The sequence below is a fragment of the Enterobacter cloacae complex sp. HYC042_NIDB genome (genome assembly GCF_056673315.1).
Window position 1 is genome coordinate 3,919,781 of record NZ_CP109650.1, and the last position, 12,153, is coordinate 3,931,933.

Genomic DNA, 12,153 nt, shown 5'->3' on the forward strand with positions numbered 1-12,153 from the left:
CAAAACCCTTAGGCCCGGTAAGCGCAGCGCTACCGGGCTTATTTTTACAACAGCGGCGGGATCGTCGGCACCTGCGGTGCTTCATCAATATCCTTCTGCGTCATGCGGAACGCTTCCGGGTAATGCTCGCGGCTGGTACGACGCAGCGGTTCGGTATCGCGCCAGGTATAAAGACAATGCAGGCACTGATAAACGGTCCAGACCCCTTTCACCGGTGACGTCGCCATCACTTCAATATGCTCATCGGCACAACGTGGACAAATCATCTTTTCCTCCTTATTGGCGTGCTGCCAGCATCGCGGTCAGTTTTTCAGCCCAGGCTTTAGTTTCAGGCAGATCCTGTACCGGCTGGCTGTAGTGGCCACGGGTGTCCGGTGCAACAGGCGTGGTGGCATCAATAATCAGTTTGTCGGTAATGCCCGCCGGGCTGGAGCCAGGGTCGAGTTCAAGCACTGACATGTTCGGCAGCTGCACCAGATCCCCTGCAGGATTGACCTTCGATGAGAGCGCCCACATCACCTGCGGGAGGTTGAACGGATCGACATCCTCATCCACCATAATCACCATCTTCACGTAGCCCAGACCGTGCGGTGTGGTCATGGCGCGTAAACCGACCGCGCGGGCAAAACCACCGTAGCGTTTTTTGGTGGAGATAATTGCCAGCAGACCGTGGGTGTACATCGCGTTCACCGCCTGCACTTCCGGGAATTCTGCCTTCAGCTGCTGGTAAAGCGGCACGCAGGTGGCTGGTCCCATCAGATAGTCAATCTCGGTCCACGGCATGCCGAGGTAAAGGGATTCGAAGATCGGTTTGGTGCGGTAAGAAACTTTGTCGATACGGACCACTGTCATATTACGGCCACCGGAATAGTGTCCGGTAAACTCGCCGAACGGCCCTTCGATTTCACGTTTGCGGCCTTCAATCACCCCTTCCAGGATCACTTCAGACCCCCACGGCACGTCGAAGCCGGTCAGCGGCGCGGTGGCAATCGGGTACGGGCTTTCGCGCAGCGCGCCGGCCATTTCATACTCAGACTGATCGTATTTCAGCGGCGTGGCGCCCATCAGGGTGATAATCGGGTCGTTGCCGAGAGTAATCGCGATCGGCAGATCTTGCCCGCGCTCTTCCGCTTTGTGCAGATGGAGGGCGATATCGTGCATCGGTACCGGCTGCAGGCCGAGCTTGCGCTTGCCCTTGACCTCCATGCGGTAGATCCCGACGTTCTGCTTGCCGAAATGGTCCGGGTCGAGCGGATCGCGCGAGACAACGCACGCTTTATCGAGATAAAAACCGCCGTCACCGTCGTTCAGGCGAAACAGCGGCAGGATATCGAATAGGTTAATGTCTTCACCGTCGACCGTATTTTGCGCCCAGGCCGGGTTAGCGCGGCGCTCCGGCGTAACGGGGAATTTATCCCAGCGGCGAATAAACTCGTCGATCTGTTTTTTTACCGGGGTATTCGCTGGCAGCCCCATCGATATGGCGTGGTTTTGCCACGAGCCGATGGTGTTCATCACCACGCGGGCATCGGTAAAGCCACGAATATTGTCGAACCACAGCGCGGGCGCGCCGTCGCCAATACGGCCTGTGGCGTTGGCTGCCGCCGCCAGGTCCGGCTCCGCATTCACCTCTTCCTCAATTTTCAGCAGTTGCCCTTGCTCATCGAGCGCCTGCAGGAAGCTTCTCAAATCATCAAATGCCATCTTTGTTCTCCTGTGAAATATGTTTCGCCTCCCGCAACCCGTTCCATCGGCGCGCCTTGTTGTGCTCCAGACCAAACTGGTCGAGCACACGGGTGACGATATGCTGGGTGATGTCATCGGCGGTTTGCGGGTGGTTGTAATACGCAGGCATGGGCGGCACCATCGCCACGCCCATGCGGGAAAGCGCCAGCATGTTCTCCAGATGAATGGTGCTGAGCGGCGTTTCGCGGGGAACGAGCACCAGCTTGCGGCCCTCTTTCAGCACCACATCTGCCGCACGGCCCACCAGCCCTTCGGCGTAGCCCGCGCGGATCCCCGCCAGCGTTTTCATGCTGCAGGGAATGACGATCATGCCGTCGGTGCGAAACGAGCCGGAGGAGATGGTGGCGGCCTGGTCAGCCGGGCTGTGAACAACGTCAGCCAGCGCAGCAACGTCCTGCACGCTGTAAGGCGTTTCCAGCTCAATGGTTGTTTTTGCCCACTTCGACATGACCAGATGGGTCTCTACCTCCGGCATTTCCCTCAGCGCCAGCAGCAGCGCCACGCCCAGCGGAGCCCCCGTTGCTCCTGTCATTCCCACGATCAATCTCATTCATCACCTCAATCAATTTGTTCGTGTACGAACATTTATAGATAAACTACTCCCGGATCGCTCTACTGACAAGATCGTTCGCACACGATCACATTAATTGCTAAAAAATCCCGCGTTATCATCCCGGGCTTTAGCGGCTATCATAGGGGGTGATTTTTTCTGTCGGAGTGTTCATGGAACTAAGACAAGAGGCGTTCCACCTGTTACGTCAGCTTTTTCAACAGCATACCGCTAAGTGGCAACATTCCCTGCCGGAACTGACCAAGCCGCAGTATGCGGTTATGCGCTCCATTGCCGAGCACCCGGGCATTGAGCAGGTGGCATTGACCGAAGTGGCGGTCAGCACGAAGGCGACTCTGGCGGAGATGCTCAGCCGAATGGAGGCGCGCGGGCTGGTCAAACGCGAGCACGATCCCGCAGATAAGCGCCGCCGGTTTGTCTTCCTGACGCCGGAAGGCGAAGCCCTGCTTGCAGACTGCCAGCCGGTCGGCAACGAGGTGGATGAGGCGTTTTTAGGGCGTCTTAATAAGGCCGAACGGGAGCAGTTCTCTGCGCTCATCAAAAAGATGATGCACGATTAATTCACGCTGGCGCGCATAAAATCAATAAAGGTGCGCACTTTCGCAGGCACGTGCCGGGCATCCGGATAAACCGCGTGGATGCCCTGCCGCGCGAAGGTATATTCCGGTAAAACCGGGACCAGTTTTCCCGCATCAAGCGCATCGCGCACCAGCCATTCCGGCAGTAACGCCACGCCACTTCCCGCAAGCGCAAAGGCCATAAGCGCCTGCGCGCTGTCGGCAAACAGGCGCGGCGCTTTTTTTATTTCAAGCATTTCAGGCGCACCGCTGGCATCTTTCACCTGCCAGCACAGCGGCGACGCTAAGCGCTCGTGAATAATCCAGTCGGCTTGCGCCAGCTGCGCAAGCGATTCAACCGGATGATTCATCCGCCATTCCGGCGTCGCGACGGGCAGGATGGAAAAATGTGAAATCAATGCGGCGTGGTAGCGCGAGTCGGTAAGCGTTCCCAACCGAATAGCCACGTCAAAGCGCTCTGAGATCAGGTCGGCATGGAGTGAAGACGAAACATGACGCACGCGAAGCTCCGGGTGCAGCTGGCTAAACCTTGCCAGCAACGGTACCACGACCCGCGAACCATACTCAGGCGTGGTGGTGATCCGCAATTCCCCCGTGAGTCCTGCATGATTCGCGCGAACATCATCCTGCAGCCGTTCTGCGTCCTTCAGAAGCGCCACGCTGCGCTGATGAAAAAGCGCTCCCGCCTCGGTTAACGTCAGGCGGCGGGTGGAGCGCAGCAGCAGCGTTACCCCCAGCTCGGCTTCGAGCTGGCGAATATTGAAGCTGACCACGGCTTTTGTCAGGCCCAGCGCATCCGCTGCGGCAGTAAAGCTGCCGGTATCGGCCACCGCAACAAACATCTGCGTCCGCTGTAGGTTAATCATCATTACGCCTTTTACCGTCAAAATTTTTTTGACAGTATATCGCGCTTTGTCAGGTTTATCCGTGCTTCCGGGGTCGATACGATACGCCACCTCACGGGAGGATCCACCATGACGTATCGCAGCAAAGTCGCCGCTGTCTATCTGCTGGGCTTTTTTCTTGATTTGATCAACATGTTTATTGCCAGCGTCGCTTTTCCGGCGATGGCGCAAGCCCTTAACGCCACGCCTTCAGCGCTTGCCTGGGTCAGTAACGGGTACATTGTCGGCCTGACGCTGGCGATCCCGTTTAGCAGCATGCTCACGCGCCGCTTCGGACCAAAACGGGTCATCCTGCTCTCGCTTTTTCTGTTCAGCGCGGCTTCTGCTGCGGCAGGCCTGTCTGCAACGCTGGAAAGTCTGATCGCCTGGCGCGTGCTGCAGGGCGTGGGCGGTGGCTTACTGATCCCCGTTGGACAGGCGCTGACCTGGCAACTGTTTCAGCCTCACGAGCGAGCCAGACTCTCCTCGGCGGTCATGCTGGTCGCGCTGCTTGCTCCCGCCTGCTCCCCCGCTATCGGGGGCCTGCTGGTGCAGATGCTAAGCTGGCGGTGGATATTTTTCGCGACGCTTCCGGTGGCCATCGTGACCTTTGTGTTGGCCTGCCTGTGGCTTAAACATGAAATACCCGCGATGAAAGCGGCCAGGCTGCTCAACCTGCGGTTGCTCGCGGACCCGCTTTTGCGTTTTGCCATGCTTGTCTATGTATGCGTTCCTGGCGTATTTATCGGGGTGAACGTTACGGGCATGTTTTATCTTCAGCACGAGGCGAACATGAGCCCAGCCACAACGGGTATGCTCATGCTACCGTGGTCCGTGGCATCGTTTATCGCCATCACGGCGACGGGACGCTATTTTAACCGTTTCGGCCCACAGCCGCTGATTGTTATCGGCTGCCTGCTGCAGGCGACGGGCATTCTGCTTTTGCTTAACGTCAGTTCGGCTACGCTGCTTCCTGTCGTTGCGTTTACCCTGATGGGCGCGGGGGGAAGCCTGTGCAGCAGTACCGCTCAGAGCAGCGCTTTTCTGACAACGCGCCGGGAAGAGATGCCGGATGCCAGCGCGCTGTGGAATCTCAATCGTCAGTTGAGCTTTTTTGCCGGTGCCCTGCTGCTGGCAGAGGTGCTGAGTCTGGCGCAGAGTTATCTGGCGCCGCTCGCCGCCTGGCACGGAATGTTTCTTTTTGCCGCAGGCATGACCCTATTGCCTGTACTGTACGTTTTCCGACTTAACAATACGCAGGTGCTCGACCAGCTGCGACAGGAGAATTCATGACGCCTTTTGAACACGACATTATCGACCTCCACATTGCGCTTGAAAACTGGTTAGGCAAAGGCGAAGGCGACTCCGACGCCCTGCTCGCCCGTTTCCGGCCAGATTTTCTGATGATCCCACCGGGAGGCGTTCATATCGACTATCACGGCCTTGTGGACTTTCTGCACAGTCAGCGAGGAAGCCGCCCCGGACTGAAGATCGCCATTGACGAATTATCCACGATCGAGCGCTGGGATCGTGGCGCGGTACTGCACTACCGGGAGACGCAAACCCGGCCGGACCTGCCCGTCAACGTGCGCTGGTCAACCGCGGTGCTTAATCAGGAAGGCGGCGGGATTACATGGCGTCTGCTGCACGAAACGGCCCAGCTGTAGCACAAAAGAAAAAGGCCCGTCTCACGACGGGCCTTTTTTGACGAAAGGTTGCTTATTCGCGGAACAGCGCTTCGATATTCAGCCCTTGCCCCTGCAGGATTTCACGCAGGCGGCGCAGACCTTCTACCTGAATCTGACGAACACGTTCACGGGTCAGGCCAATTTCGCGGCCGACGTCTTCCAGTGTCGCAGCTTCATACCCAAGTAAACCGAAACGACGTGCCAGCACTTCACGCTGTTTGGCGTTCAGTTCGAACAGCCATTTGACGATGCTCTGCTTCATGTCATCGTCCTGCGTGGTGTCTTCCGGGCCGTTGTCTTTTTCATCGGCCAGGATGTCCAGCAGCGCTTTTTCGGAGTCGCCACCCAGCGGGGTGTCAACCGAGGTAATGCGCTCGTTGAGACGCAGCATACGGCTTACGTCATCAACCGGTTTGTCGAGTTGTTCGGCAATTTCTTCTGCGCTTGGCTCGTGGTCCAGTTTATGGGACAACTCGCGCGCGGTACGCAGATAGACGTTCAACTCTTTGACGATGTGGATCGGCAGTCGGATCGTACGGGTCTGGTTCATAATAGCCCGTTCGATGGTCTGACGAATCCACCAGGTCGCGTAGGTTGAGAAACGGAACCCGCGTTCCGGGTCAAACTTCTCAACTGCGCGGATGAGACCTAAGTTGCCCTCTTCAATCAGATCCAGCAGAGCCAGACCACGATTGCCGTAACGGCGGGCAATTTTCACGACCAGTCGCAGGTTACTTTCGATCATGCGACGACGCGAGGCAACATCACCACGCAAAGCACGACGTGCGAAATAGACTTCTTCTTCGGCCGTTAGCAGTGGGGAGTAACCAATCTCCCCAAGGTAAAGCTGAGTCGCGTCCAGTACACGCTGTGTGGCGCCCTGCGATAACAGCTCTTCTTCAGCCAAATCGTTATCACTGGGTTCCTCTTCTACTAAGGCTTTTTCGTCAAAAGCCTCTGCTCCGTTCTCATCAAATTCCGCGTCTTCATTTAAATCATGAACTTTCAGCGTATTCTGACTCATAAGGTGGCTCCTACCCGTGATCCCTGAACGAGACACCCTGGCTGGCATGCCCCGTCAATTTATCGCTGCGGCAAGTACTGCAGCGGGTTTACGGATTTCCCCTTGTAACGAATTTCAAAATGCAAGCGTGTAGAACTGGTTCCGGTGCTACCCATGGTAGCGATTTTTTGCCCCGCCTTAACTTCTTGTTGTTCCCGGACCAGCATTGTGTCGTTATGGGCGTAGGCACTCAGGTAATCATCGTTATGTTTGATGATAATCAGATTACCGTAACCGCGCAGCGCGTTACCGGCATACACAACGCGTCCGTCTGCGGTCGCGATGATAGCCTGTCCTTTACTGCCTGCGATATCGATCCCTTTGTTCCCACCCTCAGAGGTTGCGAAGTTCTCGATAATCTTGCCGTCGGTTGGCCAGCGCCATGCGGTGATGGACGAACTGGCATTCTGACTGCTTGCAGTCGGTTCAGTAGAGCTAACCACAGGTGCCGTGGTCGGTGCTGTGACAACAGTCGCAGTCCCTTTATTATTCGGCAACATTTTGTTAGCAGTCTGATCACCTGAATCCTCAGAATACGTAATTACAGGTTGTGAAGCAACCACCGTGGTGGATTTTTGTGCAGGCTTAACGCTGTTATTTTGAGCCGTCACATCGGCCGCTGAAACCGTATTGCCAGGCGTCAGTGGCGTACCCGTTGCGTTGCCCACCTGGAGCGTTTGGCCAACTTCCAGAGCATACGGGGCCTGGACGTTATTGCGCTGCGCGAGGTCACGGAAATCGTTCCCGGTGATCCAGGCAATGTAGAACAGCGTATCGCCGCGCTTCACGGTATAGGTGCTGCCGCCGGTATAGCTGCCTTTCGGAATGTTCCCATACTGGCGGTTATAGACTATGCGGCCATTTTGGGTCTGAACAGGCTGTTCAACTGGCTGAATCTGCGTTGGCTGTGTAACAGGATGTTGCACAGGCTGAATTTGTGGTGTTTGCTGCGGCGCAGCAGTACCCATTTTAGGCGGAGGCGTGATCAACATTCCGCTGGACGTGTTACCGGAGCCGCTGTTTCCCCCGACGGAACTGACGGGCGCAGGCGCGTTGTTGGAACTTGTACAGCCTGCCAGCCAGAGCGAAACCAGTGATAATGCCGCAACACGGCTGATGGTGAATTTAGGGCTTCCCGCGCTCATTTATCCCCCAGGAATGTGTTAACTACCAGTGACTTAAAATTTACCGTGATGACACGAATCTTTCGCGCCACACCATACGCTGAATTTGCCTTAATAACCCTGGATAAATCCGAGTCTCAGGCCAACTCCCCCTTTACCAGAGGCACAAAGCGCACGGCTTCCACGGTGTCGATAATATACTCGCCGCCGCGCCGACGAACGCGCTTCAATAGCTGCTGCTCGTCCCCGACGGGCAGAACAAGAATGCCCCCCTCATCCAGCTGCGACAAGAGCGCAGCGGGAATTTCAGGCGGAGCCGCCGTCACGATGATAGCGTCAAACGGGGCGCGAGCCTGCCAACCCTGCCATCCATCACCGTGTCGTGTCGAAACATTATGTAAATCAAGTTGTTTCAGGCGACGACGCGCCTGCCATTGCAAACCTTTGATCCGCTCTACGGAACAGACATGGTGTACCAGATGCGCCAGGATGGCGGTCTGATACCCCGACCCGGTGCCAATCTCCAGCACGCGTGAGTCGGGCGTGAGTTCCAGCAGCTCCGTCATCCGCGCCACCATATAAGGCTGCGAAATCGTCTGGCCTTGCCCGATGGGCAGCGCTACGTTTTCCCACGCTTTGTGTTCAAACGCCTCGTCTACAAATTTCTCACGCGGGACCTGAGCGAGCGCTTCAAGCACGTGCTCGTCGCGGATCCCCTGTGCGCGAAGTTGTTCCAGAAGAGTTTGTACACGTTTGCTTACCATTGCGCGTTCACTCCTGCGCGATCCAGCCAGCCCGATACCACATCATGCGCGCTATACGCGGTTAAATCTACGTGCAGCGGAGTGACCGAGACATAGCCATCATCCACGGCGGCAAAGTCGGTGTCCGGACCCGCATCGCACTTATCGCCAGGAGGCCCGATCCAGTAAAGCGTGTTGCCGCGAGGATCCTGCTGCGGGATCACCTGATCGGCCGGATGCCGGCTTCCGCAGCGCGTAACGCGAATGCCCTTAATTTCATTGAGAGGAAGATCCGGCACGTTGATGTTGAGAATGCGCCCGGTACGCAGCGGCTCGCGGCCTAGCGCCCGCAGGATCGAGCAGGTCACCGCGGCGGCGGTATCGTAGTGCGTGTGGCCGTTTAACGAGACCGCCAGCGCCGGGAACCCCAGATGGCGCCCTTCCATTGCCGCCGCTACCGTTCCGGAGTAAATCACGTCATCGCCGAGGTTCGGCCCGGCGTTAATGCCGGAGACGACGATATCCGGACGCGGGCGCATCAGCGCGTTCACGCCCAGAAACACGCAGTCCGTCGGCGTGCCCATCTGCACGGCAATATCGCCATTTTCAAAGGTAAAGGTGCGAAGCGACGACTCCAGCGTCAGTGAGTTAGACGCTCCACTGCGGTTACGATCGGGGGCCACAACCTGCACATCCGCAAATTCACGGAGGTGCTTCGCCAGGGTCTGAATGCCCGGCGCGTGGATCCCGTCATCGTTACTCAGCAATATTCGCATAATCACCCGAGGTGTTGATTAGTTCCCTGACAACACTGGTGGCAAAGCTACCTGCCGGCAGCCAGAAGCGTAACTCGACGGTCACGTCATCCCACCAGTTCCAGCTTAACTGCTGCGGATAGAGCAGCATCGCGCGGCGCGCTGCTTCGACTTTTTCCCGCACCAGCAAGGATTGTAATTCCGGCGCATCCGCCACAGCGGACTGCTCAGCGCTCAACGCGTCGCCCTGGGTGCCCCAGTCGCCTGAGCCCGGCAAAGCTGCGGTAATCATCAGCGCTTTGGCTTCCACGCGCGACTGCACATCGGCCATTTCTTCGGCCGTTGCCACAAACCAGCTTCCGCGTCCCGCTAATTGTAGCGCATCGCCAACAACAACTTGATTCGCGTCCGGTTTTTTCAGCCTTTCGCTCACAATCTGATTAAACAACGCGCTGCGGGCCGCCGACAACCAAAAACTGCGTTTATTCCTGTCGCGCACCGGCGCATCGCTTTGCGCCCAGCGCAGCGCGCCCTGCAGGTTGCTGCCGCCAATGCCAAAGCGCTGCGCGCCAAAGTAGTTCGGAACGCCGCGTTCATTAATGGCGTTGAGACGTTTTTCAACGTCTTCACGGTTAGTCACTTCGCGCAGCACCAGCGTAAACGCGTTGCCTTTCAACGCCCCCAGGCGCAGCTTGCGCTTGTGGCGGGCATACTCCAGCACCTTACAGCCTTCAAGCTCAAATTTGCTTAAATCAGGCATCGCATTGCCGGGCACGCGGGCGCAGAGCCACTGCTCGGTGACGGCATGTTTATCTTTCTGCCCGGCAAAGCTCACTTCCCGGGCGTGAATTTTGAGGAATTTTGCCAGCGCGTCGGCCACAAAGCGGGTGTTGCAGCCGTTTTTCAGAATACGCACCAGGATATGTTCGCCTTCGCCATCGGGCTCAAAGCCCAGATCCTCCACCACGAGGAAATCTTCCGGGCTGGCTTTCAGCACCCCGTTCCCCTGCGGCTTGCCGTGCAGGTATGTCAGGTTATCGAAGTCCGTCATTTTGCCGCCTTCACCAGCAGCGCCACGGCTTCACAGGCAATCCCTTCGCCACGACCGGTAAAGCCCAGCTTCTCCGTGGTGGTGGCTTTGACGTTGACGTCATCCATATGGCAGCCCAGATCTTCAGCAATAAATACGCGCATCTGCGGAATGTGCGGCAGCATTTTCGGGGCCTGGGCAATAATCGTCACGTCGACGTTGCCGAGGGTGTAACCTTTCGCCTGAATACGGCGCCACGCTTCGCGCAGCAATTCGCGGCTGTCCGCCCCTTTAAAGGCCGGGTCGGTGTCCGGGAACAGCTTGCCGATATCACCCAGCGCGGCAGCGCCGAGCAGCGCGTCGGTCAGCGCATGCAGCGCCACGTCGCCATCAGAATGCGCCAGCAGCCCTTTTTCGTAAGGAATACGTACGCCGCCAATGATAATTGGGCCTTCTCCGCCAAAGGCGTGTACATCAAAACCGTGTCCAATTCGCATTATGCCTTCTCCTGATGGGTCGAACGGGTAAGATAAAATTCCGCGAGCTGTAAATCTTCCGGGCGCGTCACTTTTATATTATCAGCGCGCCCTTCAACAAGCGTGGGGTGAAAACCGCAATACTCCAGCGCGGAGGCTTCGTCCGTGATGGTCGCGCCTTCATTAAGGGCACGCGTTAAGCAGTCGTGGAGCAGTTCGCGGGGGAAAAATTGCGGCGTCAGCGCGTGCCATAAGTCGACGCGCTCAACGGTGTGGGCGATAGCACGCTTGCCCGGCTCGGCACGCTTCATGGTGTCGCGCACCGGCGCGGCCAGAATACCGCCCACTTTACTGGTTTCGCTCAGCGCCAGCAGGCGTGCCAGGTCGTCCTGATGCAGGCACGGACGTGCCGCGTCATGGACCAGCACCCACTGGGCGCTTCCGGCAGCCTGAATGCCCGCCAGCACGGAATCGGCGCGCTCGGCGCCGCCATCAACTACGGTAATCTGTGGGTGTTTTGCCAGCGGCAGCTGCGCAAAGCGGGCATCGCCGGGACTGATGGCGATGACCACGTGCGTCACCCGCGGGTGCGCCAGCAGCGCCGCCACGGCGTGCTCAAGGATCGTTTTATCGCCAATTGAGAGGTACTGCTTGGGACATTCTGTCTGCATGCGCCGGCCAAAACCTGCGGCCGGCACCACGGCACATACGTCCGAAAAAGTTGCTGCCATGTCGTAATCCTGGGCCTGATTATCGATTGTTTTGTGCTGAGCCCTGATTGCGTTTAGACGCATCCGGAACCAGACGATAAAAGGTTTCGCCCGGCTTAGTCATACTGAGTTCATTGCGTGCGCGCTCCTCAATCGCCTCCTGGCCGCCATTGAGGTCATCAATTTCAGCAAAGAGTTGATCGTTACGCGCCTTAAGTTTGGCATTTGTTGCCTGCTGAGCCGCGACGTCATCGCTCACCCGGCTGTAGTCGTGCAGCCCGTTCTTACCGAACCACAACGAATATTGCAGCCAGACCAGCAAAGCCAGCAACAGCAGCGTTAGTTTACCCATCCTGCCCCCTGAAAAAACGGCATCATCATCCCATAACTTTCCGTTCGACTCTACTGCGGGGTTTTAATTATGTCGCAAGTTAGCCCATCAGCCATAAAAACAGCAGGCCAAAGATGACGACAACGGTGGCAATCGTGATAACCGTACTGTACAGGAGCTTGCCGTTGAAAAGGGAGTGCAGCGCAACCCCGACAACGACCGCAACGGGCATCAGCGCCAGGAAGAAGGGCCAGGTGTAGAGAAAGAAGAAAAGGGTGTTACCACCGTAGATCAAAAATGGAATACCCAGCGCCAGTAACCACGACGCAAAGCCGACTATCGCCCCAGGGAAGGACCAGGTCGTCTCATTGTCGGTGGTTAACGGTTCCGACCCGGTGGTGATAATGTAGTTTTCACTGTTGCGCATAGCTAATCCTGTGACCGTGACTCATCG

At 57.3% G+C, this 12,153-nt stretch carries 16 protein-coding genes; 3 read left to right on the top strand and 13 right to left on the bottom strand.

The annotated features are described in order from the left end of the window. Window positions 1–44 precede the first annotated feature (44 nt). From OKF39_RS18740 to OKF39_RS18750, 3 genes are read right to left on the bottom strand one after another with little or no spacing between them, the layout of a single operon-like run. Entirely contained in the window at window positions 45–266 is a 222-nt protein-coding gene (locus OKF39_RS18740) for a non-oxidative hydroxyarylic acid decarboxylases subunit D (protein ID WP_479983249.1), read from the bottom strand. Window positions 267–276: 10 nt separating this feature from the next. Continuing rightward, window positions 277–1,704 (bottom strand): non-oxidative hydroxyarylic acid decarboxylases subunit C, encoded by a 1,428-nt coding sequence (locus OKF39_RS18745; protein WP_041908445.1) that lies wholly within the window; start codon window positions 1,702–1,704, stop codon window positions 277–279. Then, window positions 1,694–2,296 carry a non-oxidative hydroxyarylic acid decarboxylases subunit B gene (locus OKF39_RS18750; protein WP_479983250.1) on the bottom strand — a complete coding sequence of 201 codons (603 nt, stop codon included), beginning with the start codon at window positions 2,294–2,296 and terminating at the stop codon, window positions 1,694–1,696. Before OKF39_RS18750 ends, OKF39_RS18745 begins: the two co-directional genes overlap by 11 nt. Before the next feature lie 173 nt (window positions 2,297–2,469). Here OKF39_RS18750 and OKF39_RS18755 point away from each other — a divergent pair, with 173 nt between their 5' ends. Further along, a complete protein-coding gene (locus tag OKF39_RS18755; protein ID WP_028014232.1) occupies window positions 2,470–2,877 on the top strand; it encodes a MarR family winged helix-turn-helix transcriptional regulator in 408 nt (135 codons plus the stop codon). On the opposite strand, the gene OKF39_RS18760 is transcribed toward OKF39_RS18755, so the two are convergent. Beyond that, on the bottom strand, window positions 2,874–3,761 hold the full coding sequence (locus tag OKF39_RS18760) for a LysR family transcriptional regulator (protein ID WP_236328040.1): 888 nt from the start codon (window positions 3,759–3,761) through the stop codon (window positions 2,874–2,876). The two genes, OKF39_RS18755 and OKF39_RS18760, sit on opposite strands and share 4 nt — an antisense overlap. 108 nt (window positions 3,762–3,869) lie before the next feature. On the opposite strand from OKF39_RS18760, the gene OKF39_RS18765 reads away from it, so the two are divergent. Both OKF39_RS18765 and OKF39_RS18770 read left to right on the top strand, forming a co-directional pair. Further along, window positions 3,870–5,072, top strand: coding sequence for an MFS transporter (locus OKF39_RS18765; RefSeq protein ID WP_248188807.1), 1,203 nt, complete (start codon window positions 3,870–3,872; stop codon window positions 5,070–5,072). Further along, entirely contained in the window at window positions 5,069–5,446 is a 378-nt protein-coding gene (locus OKF39_RS18770; RefSeq protein ID WP_479983251.1) for a DUF4440 domain-containing protein, read from the top strand. Before OKF39_RS18765 ends, OKF39_RS18770 begins: the two co-directional genes overlap by 4 nt. Before the next feature lie 52 nt (window positions 5,447–5,498). Here the strand turns inward: OKF39_RS18770 and rpoS are convergent, their stop codons facing one another. From rpoS to OKF39_RS18815, 9 genes are all read right to left on the bottom strand, one after another. Further along, window positions 5,499–6,491, bottom strand: coding sequence for an RNA polymerase sigma factor RpoS (rpoS, locus tag OKF39_RS18775; RefSeq protein ID WP_013098493.1), 993 nt, complete (start codon window positions 6,489–6,491; stop codon window positions 5,499–5,501). Between the two features lie 59 nt (window positions 6,492–6,550). After that, window positions 6,551–7,675 (bottom strand): murein hydrolase activator NlpD, encoded by a 1,125-nt coding sequence (nlpD, locus tag OKF39_RS18780; protein WP_041908436.1) that lies wholly within the window; start codon window positions 7,673–7,675, stop codon window positions 6,551–6,553. Between the two features lie 116 nt (window positions 7,676–7,791). Continuing rightward, the gene (locus tag OKF39_RS18785; RefSeq protein WP_028014237.1) at window positions 7,792–8,418 is read right to left on the bottom strand and encodes a protein-L-isoaspartate(D-aspartate) O-methyltransferase; all 627 of its coding nucleotides are present in this window, start codon (window positions 8,416–8,418) and stop codon (window positions 7,792–7,794) included. Next, window positions 8,412–9,173, bottom strand: a complete 762-nt coding sequence (surE, locus tag OKF39_RS18790; protein WP_041908434.1) for a 5'/3'-nucleotidase SurE — start codon at window positions 9,171–9,173, stop codon at window positions 8,412–8,414. Before surE ends, OKF39_RS18785 begins: the two co-directional genes overlap by 7 nt. Continuing rightward, a complete protein-coding gene (gene truD / locus OKF39_RS18795; protein WP_479983252.1) occupies window positions 9,154–10,203 on the bottom strand; it encodes a tRNA pseudouridine(13) synthase TruD in 1,050 nt (349 codons plus the stop codon). The genes surE and truD overlap by 20 nt, the downstream gene beginning before the upstream one ends. After that, window positions 10,200–10,679: a 2-C-methyl-D-erythritol 2,4-cyclodiphosphate synthase gene (gene ispF / locus OKF39_RS18800; protein ID WP_006811766.1), complete on the bottom strand. Its 480-nt coding sequence runs from the start codon at window positions 10,677–10,679 to the stop codon at window positions 10,200–10,202. Before ispF ends, truD begins: the two co-directional genes overlap by 4 nt. Beyond that, window positions 10,679–11,389: a 2-C-methyl-D-erythritol 4-phosphate cytidylyltransferase gene (gene ispD, locus OKF39_RS18805; protein ID WP_063155094.1), complete on the bottom strand. Its 711-nt coding sequence runs from the start codon at window positions 11,387–11,389 to the stop codon at window positions 10,679–10,681. The genes ispF and ispD overlap by 1 nt, the downstream gene beginning before the upstream one ends. A 19-nt stretch (window positions 11,390–11,408) precedes the next feature. Then, complete coding sequence (gene ftsB / locus OKF39_RS18810) at window positions 11,409–11,720, bottom strand: cell division protein FtsB (protein WP_003862095.1); 312 nt, start codon at window positions 11,718–11,720, stop codon at window positions 11,409–11,411. Between the two features lie 79 nt (window positions 11,721–11,799). Then, on the bottom strand, window positions 11,800–12,126 hold the full coding sequence (locus OKF39_RS18815) for a DUF3561 family protein (RefSeq protein WP_028014241.1): 327 nt from the start codon (window positions 12,124–12,126) through the stop codon (window positions 11,800–11,802). Window positions 12,127–12,153 lie beyond the last annotated feature (27 nt).

Bases quoted from the DNA above. Each gene is read 5' to 3' on its own strand.
- surE (WP_041908434.1), bottom strand. From the start codon at position 9,173: ATGCGAATATTGCTGAGTAACGATGACGGGATCCACGCGCCGGGCATT.
- OKF39_RS18760 (WP_236328040.1), bottom strand. From the start codon at position 3,761: ATGATTAACCTACAGCGGACGCAGATGTTTGTTGCGGTGGCCGATACC.
- OKF39_RS18770 (WP_479983251.1), top strand. From the start codon at position 5,069: ATGACGCCTTTTGAACACGACATTATCGACCTCCACATTGCGCTTGAA.
- OKF39_RS18815 (WP_028014241.1), bottom strand. From the start codon at position 12,126: ATGCGCAACAGTGAAAACTACATTATCACCACCGGGTCGGAACCGTTA.
- OKF39_RS18765 (WP_248188807.1), top strand. From the start codon at position 3,870: ATGACGTATCGCAGCAAAGTCGCCGCTGTCTATCTGCTGGGCTTTTTT.
- nlpD (WP_041908436.1), bottom strand. From the start codon at position 7,675: ATGAGCGCGGGAAGCCCTAAATTCACCATCAGCCGTGTTGCGGCATTA.
- OKF39_RS18755 (WP_028014232.1), top strand. From the start codon at position 2,470: ATGGAACTAAGACAAGAGGCGTTCCACCTGTTACGTCAGCTTTTTCAA.
- truD (WP_479983252.1), bottom strand. From the start codon at position 10,203: ATGACGGACTTCGATAACCTGACATACCTGCACGGCAAGCCGCAGGGG.
- ispD (WP_063155094.1), bottom strand. From the start codon at position 11,389: ATGGCAGCAACTTTTTCGGACGTATGTGCCGTGGTGCCGGCCGCAGGT.
- rpoS (WP_013098493.1), bottom strand. From the start codon at position 6,491: ATGAGTCAGAATACGCTGAAAGTTCATGATTTAAATGAAGACGCGGAA.
- ftsB (WP_003862095.1), bottom strand. From the start codon at position 11,720: ATGGGTAAACTAACGCTGCTGTTGCTGGCTTTGCTGGTCTGGCTGCAA.
- ispF (WP_006811766.1), bottom strand. From the start codon at position 10,679: ATGCGAATTGGACACGGTTTTGATGTACACGCCTTTGGCGGAGAAGGC.
- OKF39_RS18750 (WP_479983250.1), bottom strand. From the start codon at position 2,296: ATGAGATTGATCGTGGGAATGACAGGAGCAACGGGGGCTCCGCTGGGC.
- OKF39_RS18745 (WP_041908445.1), bottom strand. From the start codon at position 1,704: ATGGCATTTGATGATTTGAGAAGCTTCCTGCAGGCGCTCGATGAGCAA.
- OKF39_RS18740 (WP_479983249.1), bottom strand. From the start codon at position 266: ATGATTTGTCCACGTTGTGCCGATGAGCATATTGAAGTGATGGCGACG.
- OKF39_RS18785 (WP_028014237.1), bottom strand. From the start codon at position 8,418: ATGGTAAGCAAACGTGTACAAACTCTTCTGGAACAACTTCGCGCACAG.